6 protein-coding genes are annotated in these 20,350 nt (G+C 73.6%); 1 reads left to right on the forward strand and 5 read right to left on the reverse strand.

Annotated elements, in window-relative coordinates; all coding sequences use genetic code 11:
• Positions 1 to 15,057, reverse strand: coding sequence for an SDR family NAD(P)-dependent oxidoreductase (locus tag ACZ5SK_RS18260; protein WP_468576283.1), 15,057 nt, complete (start codon positions 15,055 to 15,057; stop codon positions 1 to 3).
• 79 nt (positions 15,058 to 15,136) lie between these two features.
• On the opposite strand from ACZ5SK_RS18260, the gene ACZ5SK_RS18265 reads away from it, so the two are divergent.
• Positions 15,137 to 15,895 (forward strand): 4'-phosphopantetheinyl transferase family protein, encoded by a 759-nt coding sequence (locus ACZ5SK_RS18265; RefSeq protein ID WP_468156581.1) that lies wholly within the window; start codon positions 15,137 to 15,139, stop codon positions 15,893 to 15,895.
• Here ACZ5SK_RS18265 and ACZ5SK_RS18270 read toward each other — a convergent pair.
• The 4 genes from ACZ5SK_RS18270 to ACZ5SK_RS18285 are packed head-to-tail and all read right to left on the reverse strand — an operon-like array spanning position 15,892 to position 20,194.
• Positions 15,892 to 17,238 carry an NAD(P)/FAD-dependent oxidoreductase gene (locus tag ACZ5SK_RS18270; protein WP_099935660.1) on the reverse strand — a complete coding sequence of 449 codons (1,347 nt, stop codon included), beginning with the start codon at positions 17,236 to 17,238 and terminating at the stop codon, positions 15,892 to 15,894. The genes ACZ5SK_RS18265 and ACZ5SK_RS18270 overlap by 4 nt on opposite strands.
• A 5-nt stretch (positions 17,239 to 17,243) precedes the next feature.
• Complete coding sequence (locus ACZ5SK_RS18275; protein WP_079658733.1) at positions 17,244 to 17,516, reverse strand: hypothetical protein; 273 nt, start codon at positions 17,514 to 17,516, stop codon at positions 17,244 to 17,246.
• A 60-nt stretch (positions 17,517 to 17,576) separates the two neighbouring features.
• Positions 17,577 to 19,058, reverse strand: a complete 1,482-nt coding sequence (locus ACZ5SK_RS18280; RefSeq protein WP_334576011.1) for an amino acid adenylation domain-containing protein — start codon at positions 19,056 to 19,058, stop codon at positions 17,577 to 17,579.
• On the reverse strand, positions 19,055 to 20,194 hold the full coding sequence (locus tag ACZ5SK_RS18285) for an acyl-CoA dehydrogenase family protein (protein WP_361707370.1): 1,140 nt from the start codon (positions 20,192 to 20,194) through the stop codon (positions 19,055 to 19,057). The genes ACZ5SK_RS18280 and ACZ5SK_RS18285 overlap by 4 nt, the downstream gene beginning before the upstream one ends.
• Positions 20,195 to 20,350: the final 156 nt, after the last annotated feature.

Consider the following 20,350-nt stretch of genomic DNA (forward strand, 5'->3'; position numbering starts at 1 on the left):
TCACTCTCCGGAGTTCTGCTCGTGGCCTTCGCCGCCGTGCACCGCGCGGATCAGTTCGTCCACGTCCATGTCGTCGACGGCGCTGGTCTCCTCGTCGACGCGCTGTCGGTGGCCGTCGTCGCCGCCGTCCGCCGCGCTCGGGACGTCACTCACCGGACTGAACCGCTCCTCGATTCCGCGTGCGAGGTCCAAGGGCGTCGGACAGTCGAAGATGACGGTCGCGGGCAGCCGCAGACCGGTGGCCGTGGCCAGCCGGTTGCGCAGTTCGACGGCGGTCAGGGAGTCGAATCCCATCTCCAGGAACCCGCGGTCGACGTCCAGCGAACTCGCCGAGCCATGGCCCAGCACCGCGGCGGCCTGTTTCCTGACGAGGCTCACCAGCGCCTGGCGCCGCTCGGCCGGGGACATCCCGGCGAGCCGGTCGGCCAGTCCTTCGGAGGTGCCGCTGTCGCCCGCGGTGTGCTCGGGCCGGCCGCGGCGCGGCGCCAGAGCGCGCATGACGGGAGGGAGCGTTCCCTGGCTGTCCTGGGCGCGCAGCGCCGCGCGGTCGATGTGCGCCGCCACGACCAGCGGCTCCCCGGACCTGACCCCTTGATCGAACAGGGCGAGGCCTTCCGCGGCGGACATGGCCTGCGCCCCGCCCCGGGAGAGCCGATCGCGGTCCACGGCGTTCATCTGCCCTGTCAGTGCGCTGTCGGGCGCCCACAGGCCCCAGGCGATCGACGTGGCGGCCTGCCCGCGCGAGCGCCTGACCGCGGCGAGCGTGTCGAGGAACACGTTGGCCGCGCCGTAGTTGGCCTGCCCGGGGTTGCCGAGCAGGCCGGCCGCGGAGGAGTACAGGGCGAACATGCCGAGGTCGAGGTCGGCGGTGAGCTGGTCGAGGTGCACGGCGGCATCGACCTTGGGACGCAGCACGGGCGCCAGGCGTTCGCCGGTGAGGGAGGTGAACACCGTGTCGTCCAGCACCCCCGCCGTGTGGACCACCGCGGTGAGCGGGTGGTCGGCCGCGATCTGGTCCAGCAGGCCGGCCAGAGCCTCGCGGTCGGCGATGTCGCAGGCGGCGATCCGCACGTCGGCGCCCAGCCCGGCGAGTTCCGCCCGCAGTTCCCCGGCGCCCGGCGCGGTGGCGCCCTGGCGGCTCGCCAGCAGGATGTGGCGCATCCCCCAGGGGCCGGCCAGGTGCTTCGCCACCAAGGCGCCCAGTGTCCCGGTGCCGCCGGTGATCAGTACCGTGCCTTCCGGATCGGGAACGGGCGGAATCGTCAGGACGAGTTTGCCGATGTGCTTGGCCTGGGCCATGTGCCGGAATGCCTCGGGTGCGTCACGAACGTCCCAGGTGCGGACGGGCAGCGGCTCCACGGCGCCGTCCCGCAGCAGCCCGACGACCTCGGTCAGCATGGTCCGGATCGACTCCGGGCTCGTGTCCGGCACCAGGTCCACCGGCCGGTACACCACGCCGGGACAGGCGGCGGCAACCTCTTCCGGATCCCGGCGATCGGTCTTGCCCAGCTCGATGAAGTGACCGCCCTTGGGCAGCAGGCGCAGCGACGCGTCGATGAGTTCGCCGGCCAGCGAGTTGACGACGACGTCGACTCCCGCGCCGCCGGTGGCGGCGAGCACCCGGTCGGCGAACGCGGAGTCCCGTGACGAGGAGATGTGAGCGTCGTCCAGGCCCATCCGCCGTAGCGCGTCGTGCTTGGCCGGGGCGGCCGTGGCGAACACCTCGGCGCCCAGGTGGCGGGCGAGCCGGACCGCGGCCGTGCCGACTCCGCCGGCCGCCGCGTGGACGAGGACTCGTTGCCCGGCGCGCAGGCCGGCCGCTTCGTGCAGCGCGAAGTGGGCGGTCAGGAAGGCGGAGGGGACCGAGGCCGCCTGCTCGAACGACCAGTCCTGCGGGATCGGGACCAGCCAGCGGTGGTCGGTGACCGCTTCGGTGCCGAACGCCTGTGGCATCAGCCCCATGACCCTGTCCCCGGGCTTCAGCCCGGTCACGCCGGGACCGGTCGCCTGGATCACCCCGGCTCCCTCGCCGCCGATGAACAGGCCGTCGTCCGGCGGCAGCCCCAGGGCGACGAGGAGATCGTGGAAGCTGATGCCGGCGGCACGGACCCGCACCCGCACCTGGCCCGCTGCCAGGGACTCTCCGGTCGCCGGGCACGCCACCACGGACATGGCGTCCAGGACACCGGCCGGGTCCGGTTCGAGCCGCCACCGGCCGCCGAGCGGCGGCGTCAGCCTGCCCGGCGGCAGGGCCGCCGCGGCCAGCCTGGGGATCAGCAGCGCGCCCCGCCGGATCGCGATCTGCGGCTCGTCGCCGGCCAGCGCGAGCGCGGCCGTGCCGTCGTTCTCGTCCAGGTCGGCGAGGACGATGCGGCCCGGGTTCTCGGCCTGCGCCGAGCGAAGCAGCCCCCACACCGGGGCCGCGGCGAGGTCGTGCACGTCGCCGGGGTCCCCGACCGCGAGCGCGCGGCGGGTGACCACGATCAGCCGGGTGTCGAGCGTCCGGTCGTCGGCCAGCCAGGCCTGGACGTCGTGCAGCGCCCTGTCGGTCAGGTCGAGAGCGGAACCGGGCAGCCCGGCGCCCGCCGTCGTCGTACAGGGGAGGACCGCTGTGCGGGGGGTCGGCGCACCGTCGGCCAGGGCGCTGAGCAGGGTGGCCACATCGGGGTAGGTGTGCACGGGGGTTCCCGACGCCGTCAGCGCGTCGGCGAGGCCGAAGGCGTCCTCGCCCAGTACGGCCCAGTCGCCGTCGACGCGACGGTCCTGCGGCGCCAGCGGAACCCAGCCCAGGTGGAACAGGGACCGGTTGGCGGGGCTCGCGGCCACGGAGAGCTGCTCGACCGGGACCGGCCGGGTGACCAGGCGTTCGATCACCAGCACCGGGTCGCCGGTCTCGTCCGCCGCGGTCAACGCCACCGCGTCCGGGCCGGCCGGCGCGATGCGCACCCGCAGGGCTCGTGAACCGGGCGCGAACAGTGACACGCCGGACAGGCTGAACGGCAGCCGCACCGTCCTGTCGGGGCCGTCGCCCTGCGCGGCGGACGGGGCCAGGACCATCGCGTGCAGCGCCGCGTCGAGCAGCGCGGGGTGGATGCCGTACCGACCCGCCTCCTCTCTCACCCGGGCGGGCGGCGATATCTCGGCGTAGATCTCGTCGCCGCTCCGCCACGCCCGGGCCAGACCCTGGAACGACGGCCCGTAGGTGTAGCCGGCCTCCGCTCCCGCCGCGTAGAAGGAGTCGGGGTCCATCGGCACGGGTTCGGCACCGGGCGGCGGCCACTCGGCCGGCGTGGCCGAAGGCGTGCGGCCGGCTGCCGCCAGGGCCGCCGACGCGTGCCGCGTCCAGTCGCCGCCCTGGCTGTTCTCACCGTCCGGCCGTGAGTAGACGGCCAGCGGCCGATGCCCCGAATCGTCGGGCGGCCCCACGATCAGCTGGAGGCTCACCGGATCGTCGCCGTGCAGCAGCAGCGGCGCTTCCAGGGTCAGTTCCTCGACACACGGGCAGCCTGCCTCGGCTCCGGCGCGCAGAGCCAGCTCGGCGAACCCCGTCCCCGGCAGCAGACACACGCCGTCGACGGAGTGATCGGCCAGCCACGGCAGGGTGCGGGCCGACAGCCGCCCGGTGAGCACCAGGCCGCCGCTGTCGGCCAGTTCCACGGCGGCGCCGAGCAGCGGGTGGTCCGGTGCCGTCACGCCGAGGGTGGCCGGGTCCGCGGCGGCGCTCTCGTCGTCCATCCAGAACCGCCGCTGGTCGAAGGCGTAGGTGGGCAGGGGGACCCGTCTGCCGCCGGGGATCAGCTTGGCCCAGTCCAGGTCCGCGCCGTTCACCCACGCCTGGGCGAGCGAGGTGGTGAAGCGGGCCATGCCGCCTTCGTCGCGGCGCAGCGAGCCCACCGTCACCGGCTCGGCGGCGACGTCCGCCGACGTGGCGGTGTCCAGCACCGCGGCGGCCAGCACGGGGTGCGGGCTCGCCTCGACGAACAGGGTGAAGCCGTTGTCGAGCAGCTTCTTGGTGGTACGCGCGAACAGCACCGGTTCCCGCAGGTTCCGGTACCAGTACTCCGCGTCCAGCCCGGTGGTGTCGATCGGCTCCGCGGTCACCGCGGAGTAGAACGGGATGCGGGCGCGCCGGGGCGCGATGGCGTCCAGCTCGGCGAGGAGACCGTCGCGCATCGGCTCGACCTGCGGCGAGTGCGAGGCGTAGCTGACCTCGATCCGCCGGATCCGGATCCCGCGCCGTTCGCACTCGGCGCTCAGCTCGTCCAGCGCGTCGGTGTCACCGGCCACGACGACCTGCGAGGGGCTGTTGACGGTCGCGATCGACACCCGCCCCTGCCAAGGGGCGAGGAGGGTCGCCGCCTGCTCCTCATCGGCGTGCAACGAGGCCATCCCCGCGGAGCCGGTCAGCCGGGCCAGTGCCGCGGCCCGTACGGCCACCACCTTGGCGGCGTCCTCCAGCGACAGCGCGCCGGCCACGTACGCGGCGGCGATCTCGCCCTGGGAGTGCCCGACGACGGCCGCGGGGTGCACGCCGTGGTGCTGCCACAGGCGGGCCAGCGAGACCATCACCGCGAACAGGGCCGGCTGCACCACGTCGACCCGTTCCAGGCCGGGCGCCCCGTCCGACCGGCGGAGCACGTCGGTCAACGACCAGGTGGTGTACGGAGCCAGCGCCTGCTCGCATTCGCGGACGTAGCCGGCGAACTCCGCGGAGGTGTCGAGCAGTTCCGCGGCCATCCCGGCCCACTGGCTGCCCTGTCCCGGGAAGACGAACACGACGCGTGGCTTGCGCCGTGCGGTGCCGCACACCAGCGCGGGGTCCGGCTCGTCGTCGGCGAGCCGGGTGAGCGGGCGCGGGTAGTCGTCGCGGCCCGCGCCCAGCACCACCGCGCGGTGCGGCAGCGCCGACCGGGTGGCGGCCAGGCTCCAGCCGATGTCGCGCGGTCGCACGTCCGGCTCGTCCGCGAGCAGCCGGTGCAGCCTGCCGGCCTGTTGCCGCAGCGAAGCGGGGGACGCCGCCGAGACGGGCCAGGGAAGCGGCGAGTTCGCCGCATCCGGACCGGCGTCACCCTCCTGCTCCGGCTGCTCCGGCTGCTCCTGCGGCTCCTGCGGCTCCTGCGGCCCAGTCGGTGGCTCTTCGACGATCAGGTGGACGTTGGTGCCGCTGACGCCGAACGCGGAGACCCCCGCGCGCCGTGGATGTTCCGCGTCGGGCCACGGCAGCGCCTTGACCGCGAGCTCGACCTCACCGGCCGACCAGTCCACCTTCCGGCTCGGCTCGTCGACATGCAGCGTCGCCGGCACCGTCCCATGGCGCATCGCCAGCACCATCTTCATCACGCCGACCGCACCGGCCGCCGCCTGCGTATGACCGATGTTCGACTTCACCGACCCCAGCAGAACCGGCCTGCCCTCGGGCCGTTCCTGCCCGTACGTGGCCAACAGGGCCTGTGCCTCGATCGGGTCCCCCAGCATCGTGCCCGTGCCGTGCGCCTCCACCACGTCCACGTCCCGCAGCGACACGCCGGCGTTCGCCACCGCCTGACGGATCACCCGTTGCTGGGACGGGCCGTTCGGCGCCGTCAGTCCGTTCGACGCGCCGTCCTGGTTGACCGCCGAGCCCCGGATGACCGCGAGCACCTCGTGCCCCCGGCGCCAGGCCTGCGAAAGCGGTTCGACCAGCAGCAGGCCGACGCCCTCGGCGAACCCGGTGCCGTCCGCGGCCTCGGCGAACGCCTTGCACCGTCCGTCCGCCGACAGCGCGCGCTGCCGGCTGAACTCGACGAACACCTTCGGACTCGATATCACCGAGACGCCGCCGGCCACCGCCATCGAGCACTCACCGGCCCGCAGGGCCTGACACGCCATGTGCAGCGCCACCAGGGCCGACGAACACGCCGTGTCGATCGTCACCGCCGGGCCCTCCAGCCCGAAGAAGTACGACACACGACCCGATATCACGGCCGGTGTGCTTCCGGTCACCGCATATCCCTCGGCGCTGCGCGGCGCCAGCGGCGCCCCGGTCGCGTAGTCCGTCGGACCGGCGCCGACGAACACCCCGGTCGGGCTGCCCTTGAGGCCGAGCGGATCCACTCCGGCGTTCTCGAACAGCTCCCAGGAGGTCTCCAGCAGCAGCCGCTGCCTCGGGTCCATGGTCAGCGCCTCGCGCGGGGAGATCCCGAAGAACTCCGCGTCGAACTCCCCCACCCGGTCCAGGAACCCGCTCTCGCGGACATACGACGTCCCCAGGTGATCGGGGTCCGGATCGAACAGCCCGGCCAGATCCCAGCCCCGGTCCGCGGGGAAGGCGGACACGCCGTCCCGGCCCTCGGACAGCAGCCGCCAGAACTCCTCCGGCGACGTCACACCCCCCGGCAGGCGGCACGACATCCCCACGATCGCGATCGGCTCGTCGACGGCCGACGGGTTCCCGGACGGCACGGCCGGTGCGGACTCCACCGCCGGCGCGGCCGGTTCGCCGGAGGCGAGCTCGAGCAGGCAGCCGGCGACAGCCGTGGCGGTGGGGTAGTCGAACGCGAGGGACGCCGGCAGGCGCAGCCCGGTGGCCGTGTTCAGGCGGGTGCGGAACTCGACCGCCGTGACGGAGTCGGACCCCATCTCGGTGAAGGGCCGGTCGGGGTCCAGGTCGCCGGCCCGGCCGTAGCCCAGCACGGCTGCGGCCTCGGTCCTGACCAGGTCCAGCACCGCCCACTCGCGCTCGGACTCCGGCGTCCGCGCCAGCAGTTGGGCGAGGGCGCTCTCCCCCGCCTCCTGGTCGCCCTGCCCCGGCGTCCCACCCGCGACGCCCTGTACGTCCGACAGTTCGTCGAGGAGCGGCCGGGAGCGGGCCGCCGTGTACAGCGGGGCGAACCGCTCCCACTCCACGTCGGCGACGGCCACGGAGGTCTCGTCCCTGTCGAGCACGTGCCGCAGGGCCCGCAGCGCCTGCCCGGGATCCAGGAGCGGCAGGCCCTGCCGTTCCGACTGACTGGTGAACATGTCGCGCACCGCCGCGTCGTCGGCGTCGTCTCCGAACGCGTTCCAGAAGCTCCAGGCGATCGCGGTGCCCGCCCGGCCTTTGGCGCGGCGCTGGACGGCCAGGGCGTCCACATGTGCGTCGGCGGCCGCGAAAACGCCGTTCTCGGCCGCTCCCCAGACGCCCGCGACGGAAGAGAACAGGACGAAGGCGTCCACGGCCTCCTCGCTCAGCAGTTCGTCCAGGACGTGCGCGCCTGTCACCTTGGCGCGCAGTGTGCCGGCGAGCTGCGCCAACGTCGTCCCGGACAGCGGGCCGGGCTCGGGAACGACCGCCGCGTGAAAGACCGTACGGACCGGCCGTCCCGCGGATCGGGCCGCGCGCAGCAGATCCCCCATCGCGGCCCGGTCGGCCACGTCGCAGGCCGCCATCGTCACCGACGTGCCGGACCGTACGAGTTCGGTCTCGAACTCGGCCGCGCCCGGTGCGTCTTGGCCCCGCCGGCCGACGAGGATGATGTGCTCCGCGCCGGAGGCCGCCAGCCACCGGGCCAGCCGCCGCCCGAGCCGGCCGGTGCCGCCGGTGATCAGGACGCTGCCGCCCGGCTCCCAGGTGCGTGTCACGGGCCGGTCGGCCACCGGATCACGCACCAGTCGCCGCACGTGCACACCGCTGTCGCGTACGGCGACCTGGTCCTCCGCGCCCAGGCCGCCGCCGAGCACGGCACACAGTTGTTGAAGCGCGTCGTCGCCCGGTGAGCCGGGCAGGTCGATCAGGCCGCCCCAGCGTTGCGGAACCTCCAGGCCTGCCACCCGCCCCAGGCCCCAGACCTGGGCCTGCGCCGGTGAGGGAAGATCGCCGCCGTCCACGCGGACCGCACCGGCGGTCACGAGCCACATCGGGATGTCGGCCCCCACGTCGCCCAGCGCCTGCACCAGGGCCAGGGTGGCGGCCGAACCCGCCGGGACGTCCGGGAACTCCTGGTGCGGGCGCTCGTCCATCGCCAGCAGGGACAGCACACCCGCCGCGTCCGCGGCCGACGCGCCGCGGAGCAGGTCGGCGAGGTGATCCCGGCCGTCGCGCGCCGGGTCCAGGGTGAGCTGCCGCGGGTCCGCGCCCCGGGCGGCGAGCACCCGGCACACGTCCGCCGCGCGGTCCTGTCCCGGGCCGGTGCCGGGAGCCAGGACAAGCCAGGTTCCGCTCAGCGGCGGTTCTGCGGGGTCGGCGGCGGGCCGCCAGTCGACGCGGTAGCGCCAGGCGTCGAGTTCGTGGGCGGCGACGTCGGGGATCGCGGCCGGCTCCGCGTCGCGCCCGGCGAAGACCGGCTGCCAGTCCACGTCGGCGCCCTGCGTGTACGCCTCCGCGAGGGAGGCCAGGAAGCGTCCGGTGCCGCCGTCGTTCTTGCGCAGCGTGCCCAGTGCCCTCGCGTCGCTCCCCGTCTGCTCGACCGTCTCCTCGATCGCCGGGGTGAGCACCGGGTGCGGGCTGGACTCGATGAACAGGGTGTGGCCGTCCGCGAGCAGCGCGCGGACCGACTCCTCGAACCGCACGCGGCGGCGGAGGCTGTAGTACCAGTACTCCGGACCGAGTTCGGCGGTGTCGAGCAGGCCGCCGGTGGCCGAGGAGTAGAACGGCGCGTTCCCCTGGCGGGGCCTGATGCCCGCGAGGACGTGCCCGAGCCGCTCACGGATCTGCTCCACGTGCGGCGAGTGCGAGGCGTAGTCGACGTCGACGCGCCGGAACCGGACGCCGTCGCGCTCGCAGACGGCCGCCAGTTCCTCCAGGGCGGCGACGTCACCCGCCACCACGACGCTGCTCGGACCGTTGATCGCGGCGATGGACAGCCGGTCGGCGAAGCGGCGAAGCATGCCGGTGACCGCCTCCGCGCCCAGCGCGACCGAGGCCATGCCGCCCCGGCCGGACAGTCGCGACAGTTCCGCGCTGCGCAGCGCCACGACCCGGGCCGCGTCGCTCAGCGACAGCGCGCCGACCACGCAGGCGGCGGCGATCTCGCCCTGCGAGTGGCCGACCACGGCCGCGGGCACGACGCCGTAGGAGCGCCAGAGTTCGGCGAGCGAGACCATCACGGCGAAGAGCGTGGGCTGAACGACGTCGACCCGGTCGAGCGACGCGGCGCCGGGCTCACCCGCGATCACCGCGCCGAGCGACCAGTCGGTGTACTCGGCCAGCGCCTGACCGCAGGCGCGCATCCGCTCGGCGAAGGCCGGTTCGGCCGCCATGAGCTCCGCGGCCATCCCCTGCCACTGGGCGCCCTGTCCCGGGAACACCAGTGCGGTTTTCGGCTCGGCCGCGGCCGTGCCCCGGATCAGGTTCGCCGCGGTCCGGCCCTGCGTCAGCGCACTCAACGCGTCGCCGAAGCTCCTGGCGTCGCCGGCCAGCAGGACGGCGCGGTGTGCGGCGGAGTGCGGCAGCGCGGCCAGGGAGGAGCCCACGCCGAGGGGGCTGAGGTCCTGGCTGCGTGCCGTGAAGTCCCGTACCGCGGCGGCGCGTGCCCGCAGACCGGTGGTGCTGGCGGCGGACATCACCCACGGAATCGCCGGCCGGTCGTCGCGGACGTCGGCGGCCTCGCGATACCAGTGGCGCTGACGCTGCCACGGATAGCCGGGCAGGCTGACGGGCCGGCGTGCCGCCTCGGCCGGAGCGGGGACGGCGCCGGTGACGAACAGGTCGGCCGCCGCGGCCGCGATCCGGTCCAGTGGATCGTCCGCGCCCGTCTCCGCCCGCGGCCGGCCGGCCGGCCGATCGGGCAGGTCCTCCGGCGGCAGGATGTCGAGGAGCGTGTCCACGCCCGCGGCCGAGATGGCGTCGGCGAGGCCCTCCGGCCGGTCGGCGGACGCGTCGTGGCGGGCCGGCCGGACGAGTTCGTCGGGCGACACGGCGGGGCTTTCGCCGTCCGCCGGCACGTCGGGGATGCGGCCGGGGCGGAGTTCCGCGCCGGCCGGCCGCCCGGCGGCCAGGCGCAGCGCGTCGTCCAGGGCCAGCCGTCCCGCCGCCCAGGCGGCGCCCAACCGGCCCGCGCCCTCGCCGACCACGGCCTCGGGCACCAGCCCGACGGTGGCCCACAGTCTGGTCGCCGCGACGTGATGGCACAGCAGGTGGGCCGCCGGCAGGTCGGCCGGCGCGGCGGCGAACGGGTCGACGCTCTCGCCGGTCAGCGCGGTGAGGCGCTCGGCGCAGGAGCGCAGGGCAGCGGCGTACTCCGGCACCCCCGCCAGCCGGTCGCGCAGGGCGGCGGACGGCGGCTGCGCTGCGTACCGGAATCCGACCCTGCGCTCGGCCCCCTCGGCCACCTGCCCCGTCCGGGCGGCCGGCGTGTCGTTGCCTCGCGCCGCCTCCTCCAGCGCCGCCGCGAGTCCGGCGGCGTCGTGGCCGGTGACGGCGAGCCGGTGACTCAGCCAGGTACGGCGGTAGGCGGCGGTGAAGACGATGTCGTCCACGTCGGCCGGAGTCTCACGGAGCCGGGCGGCGAGGCGTTCGGCGGCCTGCTTCAGCGCCGGTTCCGCCGCCGCGGTGACCATCAGGACGTAGGGCGCCCCGCGGGGCGGTGCCGCCGCCGGCTCCGCAACCTCCGACAACTGTTCGACGACCACGTGCGCGTTGCTGCCGCTGAACCCGAACGAGCTCACGCCCGCCCGGCGCGGGCGGTCCCGGCGCGGCCACTGCCGCCGCTCGGTGACCACCGAGACCGGGAGCCGGTCCCAGTCGATCTGCGTCGACGGACGGTTCAGCGGATGCGGCGGGAGCTCCCCGTGGTGGAGCGCGAGGACCACCTTGAGCAACCCGGTGACGCCGGCCGCGGCCTCCAGATGGCCGATGCGGGCCTTGGCCGCGCCGATGAGCAGCGCCTCGTCGGGCGCACGCCCCTGTCCCAGCGCCTCGGCGAGGGCGCGGACCTCGATCGGGTCGCCAAGGGGCGTCCCGGTGCCGTGGGCCTCGACGTAGTCGACGTCGCGCGGCGCCCAGCCCGCGGCCTCGACGGCCCGCCGGATGACGGCGACCTGCGCGGACGCGCTGGGCACCGTCAGGCCGCCGCTGGCCCCGTCCTGGTTGACCGCGCTGCCGCGGATCACCGCGTAGACGCGGTCGCCGTCCCGTCTGGCCGCGCCGAGCGGCTTGAGGATGAGCGCCGCCGCTCCCTCGCCCCGGCCGTAGCCGTCGGCCGCGTCGTCGAAGGTCTTGCACCTGCCGTCGGGGGCCAGGGCGCCGGCGCCGGCCATGGAGACCGACACCGTGGGCGCGACGATCACGTTGGCCCCGCCCACGACGGCGATCTCGCAGTCCCCCTCGCGCAGGCCCTGGCAGGCCAGGTGGATCGCGGTGAGGGAGGAGGAGCACGCGGTGTCGACGGCGATGCTGGGGCCGCTCAGTCCGAGGAAGTACGACAGACGTCCGACGGCCGCGGCGAACGTGGTGCCGGTGCCGTAGAAGTGGTTGACGTCGGCCATGTCACGGGTGAGCAGCTGCTGGTAGTCGGCGGTGTTGAGGCCGAAGTAGACACCCGCGGCCCGGCCCTCCAGGGTGGGCGCGGGCTGCCCGGCGTCCTCCAGTGCCTCCCAGGCGACCTCGAGGAGCAGCCGGTGCTGCGGGTCGAGGGACTTCGCCTCGCGCGGCGAGACGCGGAAGAACTCCGCGTCGAATCCCTCCACCTCGTCGAGGAAGCCGCCGCGGAGGGGGACGCCGGACCCGGCCTCGGCCCAGATCGGGTCGGACCGGCGGCCGGCCGGCATGTCGCGGATCGCGTGGCGGCCCTCGGTCAGCAGCGCCCAGAACTCCTCCGGCGAACTCGCGCCGGGCAGCCGGCACGCCATGCCGATCACCGCGACGGCGTCGTCCGCCGACCCGTCCTCGTCCGCAGGCCCGCCGGACCGGGCAACCGGCGAGGTCGCCCGGTTCCGGCCGTCGGTTTCAGGCGCTGCTTGGGGGGCGGCTTCGGGGGCGGCTTCCGCCAGGAACGCGGCGAGTGCCTCGATCGTCGGCTTCTCGAAGACGATCGTCGGGGGCAGCTCCAGGCCGAACTCGGCGGCCAGGCGGTCCCGCAGCTCGACCGCGGTGAGCGAGTCGAGTCCTTGGTCGAACAGGCCGCGCCGGCGCGCGGGCGGCTGGTCGCCGGAGAGGCCGAGCACCGCCGCCACATGCTCCTCGACCCGCCGCAGCGGGCCACCGTCCGCCCGCGGCTTCCTGGCGGGTGCGGGCACGGCCCCGAGTGCGGGTGCGGGTACGGGTGCGGGTACGGGTGCGGCCAGGGGAGCCGGCGGGGCCTCGGCGCCGCGGGCTCCCGGGGCGGCGTCGTCCGTCGGGCGCGCGACCATGTCGCCGATCACCCGGCCGTCGCCGTCGCGCAGGCTCAGGTGGATCTGCGCCGGCACGGCAGCCGGGTCGCTGCCCTGCTCGCCGGGCTCGACTCCCGGCAGCCAGTACTTGTCGCCGCCCCACGAGGGCACCGGCAGCGTCCGGTACCGGCCCGGCGTGCCAGTGATCTTCGTCCAGTCCACGTCGATGCCGGCGACATGGAGTCGGGCGACCGTCCTGTGCAACCCGAGCAGCCCGGACTCGCCGCGGCGCATGGTGCCCGTCACCGGTCCCCGGCGTCCACGGCGACGGACGGCGTCCGCGAGCGGCCGGGCCAGCGTGAAGTGCGGGCCGATCTCGACGAACGCCCGGTCGCCCTCGGCGAGCAGCCGGTCGACGGCGGGCCACAGGAGTACGGGGTCGGTGAGGTTGCGTTCCCAGTAACCCGCGTCGAAGCGCACGTCCGGATCGTCCGGCAGCACGGTGGAGATCAGCCGCACCGAGGGCGTGTCGACGGTGAGAGAGGCCAGCTCCTCCCGCAGCCGCGGACCGCACTCGGCCACCACCGGGCTGTGGAACGCGTAGCCGCCGGGCAGTCGCTTGCACCGCAGGCCGCGGCCCTCGATCGCCGCCGCGGCCGAGTCGACGGCGTCGCCGGGGCCGCTGAGCACGACCGTCTCGGGTCCGTTGACCGCGGCGATCACCACCGGCAGACCGGTGTCGGCCAGCATCGCGAGGACCGTGTCCCGGTCGGCGCGGACCGCCAGCATGGCGCCCCGGCCCGCCGTCTCCTGAAGGATCTGTCCCCGCCGGACGGCCAGCCGCACGGCGTCGGCACGGGTGAGCGCGCCCGCCGCGTGCGCGGCGGCGATCTCCCCGACGCTGTGTCCGACCACTGTCTCGGGCCGGATGCCGCATTCGGCCAGCCAGCCGGTCAGGGCCGTCTGTACGGCGAGGAGGGCGGGCTGGGCGATGTCGGTGCGGTCGAGCCGGGCGTCCTCGCCCCGTCGCAGCTCGTCCATCAGCGACCACGGCACATCCCGCCGGATCAGCGCGTCGCACTCGTCGAGGGTCTCCCGGACCACGGGCGAGGCGTCGTACAGGTCCACCGCCATGCCCGGCCACTGCGCGCCCTGACCGGAGTACACGAACACCGGTTCGGGGGCGCCCTCGGGGTCCACGGCGCCGAAGTAGGCGCCGTCCGGCGCCTCCTCCATCTCCTCCAGGGCCGCCGCCAGCTCCTGCGGTCCCGCCGCGACGGCGGCGAACCGGTGCCGTTCATGAGTGCGCCGGGTGGCGGCGGAGGCGAGCAGGTCGCCGAGCCCGTCGGCATCCGCGCTCACCCGCTCCCCCATCGCGGAGATCTGATCGGCCAGGCCCGGCCGGTGGGCGGCCGAGGCGAGCAGCACGTAGGGGCCGGCGGGGCGCGTGTCCGCGGGCTCGACGGCGGCGGGCTCGACGCCCTCCGCGATCACATGGACGTTCGTGCCGCTGAGCCCGGACGAGCTCACCCCGACGCGGACCGGCCGGTCCCGTCCGGCGAGGCTGACCGTGTCGAGGGGCACCGCCAGCCTGCCGCGGTCCCAGGCGACGGCCGAGGTGAGCCGCCCGGGGTCGGGCTGGGCGGGCACCTCCCGCGCGTTGATGACCCACAGGCCCTTCAGCAGGCCGGCGACTCCGGCCGCGCCGTCGGTGTGCCCGTACACCGCCTTGTTGGAGCCCACGTAAAGAGGCGGGCCGTCCGGATCCCGCTGCCGCCCGTAGACCTCGTCCAGCGCCATGAGTTCGACCTGGTCGCCGAGCGGGGTCCCCGTGCCGTGGGCCTCCACGTAGTCCAGGTCCGACGGACCGATCTCCGCGTTGCCGAGGGCGGAGCGCAGCAGTTCGGCCTGGGCGACGCCGTTGGGCGCCGTGATGCCGAGGCTGCGACCGTCGTGGTTGGCCACCGAGGCCCGCAGGACCGCGTAGATCCGGTCCCGGTCGGCGAGGGCGTCGGGCAGGCGCTTCAGTACGAGGACGCCGCATCCGTCACCGCGGAGGATGCCGTCGGCGTCGGCCGCGAACGGGCGGCACCGCCCGGTCGGCGAGATCGCGCCGATCCTGCTCATGAAGACGCTCAGCTCGGGCGTGATCATCAGGCTGACGCCGCCGGCCAGGGCGATGTCGCTCTCGCCGGACCGCAGACTCTGGCTCGCCAGGTGCACGGCGAACAAGGAGGAGGAGCAGGCGGCGGTGAGCGAGGCCATGGGCCCGTGCAGGTCGAAGGTGTAGGCCAGCCGGCCCGCCGCGAAGCTGAACTCGGTTCCGCTGGCGTAGTGCGGCCCGATGCCCTTGATGCCGAGCGTCTTGGTGTGCAGCGTCGCGTAGTCGTGCGCGAACATCCCGAAGAACGCCCCGGTGCGGGTGCCGTGCCAGGCGTGCGCGGGCCGCCCGGAGTCGCTCATCGCCTCCCAGGCCACCTCGAGCAGCAGCCTCTGCTGGGGGTCCATCGCGCTCGCCTCGCGTGGCGAGACCCCGAAATAGGAGGCGTCGAACCGGTCGATGTCCTCCAGGAACCCCCCGACATGGCTCGCCGTGCCCGGCCCTGAGGGGCCCGGGGCGGCGAACCCGCGGTCCCAGCGGGTCGCGGGGACGTCCCCGAAGACGGCGGTCGCGGAGCTGAGCGCCGCACCGAAGGAGTCGAGATCGCGGGCGCCGCCGGGGAACCGGCAGCCGATGCCGACGACGGCGATCGGCGTAGCGTACGGGCTCGTCAGCGGTCGTTCTGCCATTGAAGATAGTCCTCGCTCTACAATGATCTTCCGCAATTTCGGCATCGGGATCCCCGTGGGATACCGGAGAGGGCGACAGATGAGTGAGCCCCACCTCGCGGGGTCCGGCTACGTCGCCGTCTGGGTGGCGGTGGGCGCGGCGCCCGGGGGCGAGCCGCTCAGCCTGGACCAGCGCGCCCGGCGGTATCGCCGGGCGCGGGCCACCGCACATCGGGTCGGTCGGCAACTGGTCGCGGCGTACACCTCATGTCCGCCGGACCGGCAGGTCTGGGAGCGCGACGCCCGGGGGCGCCCGTTGGTCGTCGACCCCGGCGGCCTCCACGTGAGCCTCAGTCATGCCGAGGCCGTGGTGGCGGCCGCCGTGTCCTGGGACGCTCCGGTCGGCGTCGACGTCGAGCGGCTGCGGCCGCTGGCCGACCGCGGCGCGCTGGCCCGGACGGCACTGTCCGAAGCCGAGCTGAAGGCCGTGGACGAGCTGCCGAAAGCGCGCAGAGACGCACAGGTGCTCCGTTTCTGGACCCGTAAGGAGGCCGTGGCGAAGGCCCTCGGCACCGGGCTCGCCACGAACCTGCGCGGCATCGTCACGACGGCGCACGGCGCCGTGGTCTCGCTTCCCGACGGGTGCGGCGACATCTCCGGGTGGTCGCTGGCCGACCTTGTGGTCCATAACGAAGTGATCGGCTCCGTCACGGTCCGGGCGCCGGGTGTCCGGGTCGTGACCCGGACACTCGCACTCCCCGCGGACGCGGACCGAACCGGCCCGGGCGGCGCCGCCGGTCACGACCCGGAGTTCCCTGGAAACGGCCGCGGGGGCCGGGACCTGCGCAACACGCCCTAGAAGGCCGGGGCCAGGACCGGGGCACGCAGGGAGCCCAGGTACGAGTGCCACAGGTGGGACGGGTCCTGCTCCACGGCGGTCACCGTCTCCCGCATGACGCGCAGCACCTCCGGCTCCTCCTCGTCGTAGAGGTCGCCCTGGAGCAGCCGGATGATGTCCAGCCGGTACCGCGGGTCCTGCACGAACGTGGTGAACAGGATGTTCAGCCGGTAGTAGACCGAGATGAACTCGTACCAGTTGCGGACGCCGTTGCGGATCGTCTTCTCGTAGGTGGTGAACCTGTCCCGCGAGAAGTCGTCGGCCTCGACGGCGGCGACGATGTCACGGCAGGCCAGCCGCGCGCTGTTGAGCGCGACGCTCACCCCGCTGGAGAAGATCGGGTCGACGAAGCGCGCGGCGTCACCGAGCAGCACGTACCGGTCGCCGCAGATCTGCCGCATGGCGTAGCTGTAGTCGCCCTCGACCTTGAAGGGCGTCACCTGCTCCGTCTTCCTCAGCGCCTCGGCCAGGTCCGGCCGGCTCTCCACGAAGCTCCAGAAGAACTTGTCGCGGTCCATGTTCGCCTCGGCGAAGCGGTGCTTCTGCGTCACGACCCCGACGCTGGTGACGGTGTCGGTGATGGGGATCTGCCAGACCCAGGTGTCGCTGATCGGCAGGAAGTGCACGTAGATGTAGTCGACCTTCTCGGGGGTGTTGGCGACCGCGGACCGGTCGAGGCCGTCGAACCAGGCGTGGATGGCGTACTGGTTGAAGACGGGGTCCGCCTCCTTGATCCCGAGCTGCCGGCCCAGCATGGTCTGGCGGCCGGAGGCGTCGATGATCATTTTCGCGGTGACGTCCACCTCTTTGGGACCCATGCGGCAGGTCAGGGTGACCTTGTCCGGGTCGTCGAAGTCCACGCGCTGCGCCCGGACCCCCTGGAAGACCTTGGCGCCCAGGCTTTCGGCGTGCTTGAGCAGGATGAGGTCGAACTTGCTGCGGTCGACGTGGAAGGTGTAGTCCCGGTCGACGCCCGGCTGGTCGCGCTCACTGAAGAGGATGTCGGCCGCGCCGAGCTCATGCGTGAGCGTGCTCGCCTGGCCGGCGGTGACATTGCGCGACTGGGACGACGTCCAGGCCGCGCCGTACTTGCGCGGGAAGCCCGCCGCCTCGATCTTGTCCATCACGCCGGTCTCCAGCAGCACCCTGGTGGTGGCGGGGACCAGCGACTCGCCCACATGCGGCCGGGGGAAGTTCTCGCCCTCGAACACGGCCACCGACATACCGGCCTTGGCCAGGTAGGCGGCGGCGCTGGAACCGGCCGGCCCACCGCCGACGATCACGACGTCATAGTCGACACTCATCGTTCTCAGGCACCTTCCGCGGGGACGGCCAGCAGGCCGCCGACGAGCTTGCTGATGGAGGCGATGTCTCGGAAATTCGCCGCGTTGATCGACGACAGCGGCACGTCGACCCGCAGTTCCTCCCGCAGGAAGTTCAGCAGGAGTGCGCTGTTCATGGAGTTGAGGACCTCCCACTCGAGCAGCGGGGTGGACTCGGTGAGTTCGCCTTTCGGGTCACCGTCGAGAAAGCTCTCGCTGATGAAGGCCGTGATCCGCGGTGTGACCTCATCGAGGGTCATTACGCCGCCCCTTCTGCCGGTTTCTGCCGGGTGTCGGGAGATCGTTGACACGACTCCGGTTCATGAACTGCCTGTTCCGGACCCGCCGGCGCGCGCCTGCAGCACCAGCCGGTCGATCTTGCCGTTGCCGTTCCTCGGCAGCGGGGAGAGGATCCGCACCTCGTCCGCCACCATGTAGCGCGGCAGGCGCTGGGAGAGGTACTGCCGCAGTGCCAGAACGCCGAGGTCACAGCCGGATCGCGGGGCCGCGAACGCCACCAGGCGGGCGTCGACTCCTTCGCCCACCGCCACCGCGGCGGCCTCCGCGACGTCGGCGTGGTTCTCGAGCACGGACTCGACCTCGCCGAGCTCGACCCGGTGGCCGCGGATCTTCACCATCTGGTCGCGGCGCCCGACGTAGTCGAACGCGCCCTCGGGAAGGACCCGGACCATGTCACCGGTTCGGTAGGGGCCGCTGTGCGGCGGTCGGCCCCAGTAGCCGGACATCACCGTGGGGCCGTCCACGACGAGTTCGCCCTCCTCGCCCGCGGTCGCGACTCCTCCGTCGTCCCGCAGCGCCCAGACCCGGTCGCCGCTCGCCGCGATGCCGATCGGCACCGGACGGTCGCGGTCCAGGTCCGCCTTCGTGACCTCGTGGTAGGTGCACACGTTGGTCTCGGTCGGGCCGTAGAGGTTCATCATCCGCGCACCGGTCCAGCCGGCCAGGTCGCGGAGCTGCGCGATGGGGAACGGCTCACCCGCGAACAGGACGGTGTGCAGCGTCTCGGGCGCCGGACGGTCGAGGAGTCCGCCGTGCCGCATCATCACCGCGAGGGCGGACGGCACCGAGTACCAGACGCCGATCCGCTCGCGGTGGAGGAACTCGACGAGCTGCATCGGCGCGAAGGACAGCTCGGGGGGAACGAGATGCACCGACGCAGCGGCGCGGAACGCCACGTACAGGTCGAACACCGACAGGTCGAAGGCGAAGGGCGCATGGTTGGCGAAGCGGTCGTCCTCACCGGGCGCCAGCAGGTCGTACGCCCAGTCGACGAAAGCCCGTGCGTTCGCGTGGGTCAGGCACACGCCCTTGGGCGCGCCCGTCGACCCCGACGTGTACAGGATGTACGCCAGCTCGTCGGGGCCCGTGGCGGTGTCGACGGCCGGCGCCGGCTCGTAGGGGCCGTCGAGCTCCTCGTAGCGGACGTCCGGGCCCAGTTCGGCGGAGATCCGTGGAATCCGTGCGCCGTTCGTCAGGACGACGCGCGCCGCGCAGTCCCTGGCGATGGCCGCGACCCGGGCCACCGGGCTGCTGCCGTCGACGGGCACATAGGCGGCGCCGAGCCTGAGAACGGCCTGCGTCGCCGCCACCGTCGCCGGGCTCTTGCCCGCCCAGAGCACGACACGGTCACCGCGCCGGACGCCCTGACGGGTGAGCCTGGCGGCGATCGCGTCGGCCGCGGCATCGAGCTCGCCGTAGGTGAGGGCGCCGGACGGCCCGCTCACGGCCGGTGCGTCGGGCCTGCGTGCGGCGGCCTCGATGACGAGTTGATGGAGGGTCACAGGCCTGCCTCTCTCGCGATGAGCTCCAGCTGGATCTCGGTCGTCCCGGAGAAGACGGTGGTGGGCAGGCAGTCGCGCAGCTGCTCCTCGATCCCGGCGTCGGCCAGATAGCCGGCCGAGCCGAACAGCTGCATGGCGTCCAGGCTGTTGGCGACCGCGGCCTCGGACACGGCGGTCTTCGCCATGGCGATCGCGGTGACGTCCGTGCGGCCCTGGTCGAGCAGCCAGCAGGCGCGGTACAGAAGCAGCCGCGCGCTCTCCAGCCGCTGCCGCATCCGGGCGATCCGGTGCGACACGGCCTGGAACCCGGAGATCTTCCGCCCGAACTGACGCCGTCGGGTCGTACGGCTGACGCACTCGGCCAGCTGCCGTTCCATCAGCCCCAGGTACGCGGCGAACAGACAGCCGCGCTCCCACGCCATGGAGTGCTGGAAGATCGCCCCGCCGCTGCCCTCGGCACCGAGCAGATACCGGGCCGGTACGACGCAGTCCTCGAACCGCACCCGCGCCGCCAGGCAGCCGTTCAGCCCCATCTTGCGCAGCGGCGGACCCACGACGACACCGTCGAGCTCCCGCGGCACGGCGAACGCCGAGACGCCCAGGAACCCGGCGGACGGGTCCGTGACCGCATAGGTCACGAACACGTCCGCGACCGGGGCATTGCTGACGAAGGACTTCTCCCCCGCCAGCACATACCCCTCGCCCGTGCGGGTGGCGGTGGTACGGATCCGCCCGATGTCCGAGCCCGCCTCGTCCTCGGTCATGGCGTTCCCGGCGATCAGGTCGCCCGCCGCCATGCCCGCCAGCAGCTCCCTGGCCGCCTCGTCCGTCCCGAACTCCCCGACGGGCACGGCACACGACAGCAGGTGCGCCGCGACCCCGAACACCAGGCCCATGTCGGAGCAGGAGCGGCCGAACGCCTCGAGGCCCAGCGCCGTGTCCAGCGCCCCCAGCCCCGCCCCGCCGTGCTGCTCGGACAGGCACAGTCCCGTCAGTCCGACGCCCGCCGCGTCCTTCCAGGCAAGCCGCACCAGCTCCGGGTCGGCGGACGTCACATGCTCGGCGAACCGCTCGGCGACAGCCGCGCCGATGCCGGCGCAGCGTTCACGTTGAATAGGTGACAGCTCGAAGTCCATCAGTCGTTTTCCGGTGTGTATTCGACCGTTGCCAATTCAATCCCCCCGGAGACCGTATGCGGAAAGTGAGATGCAGCGACATTTGATTTACGTGGCCCGGTACACTCGGCAACGTTATGTTCCGGGCGAGCGGACCCCAACCCTTACCGCACCCTT

Source organism: Streptomyces sp. NPDC031474, from assembly GCF_055581185.1.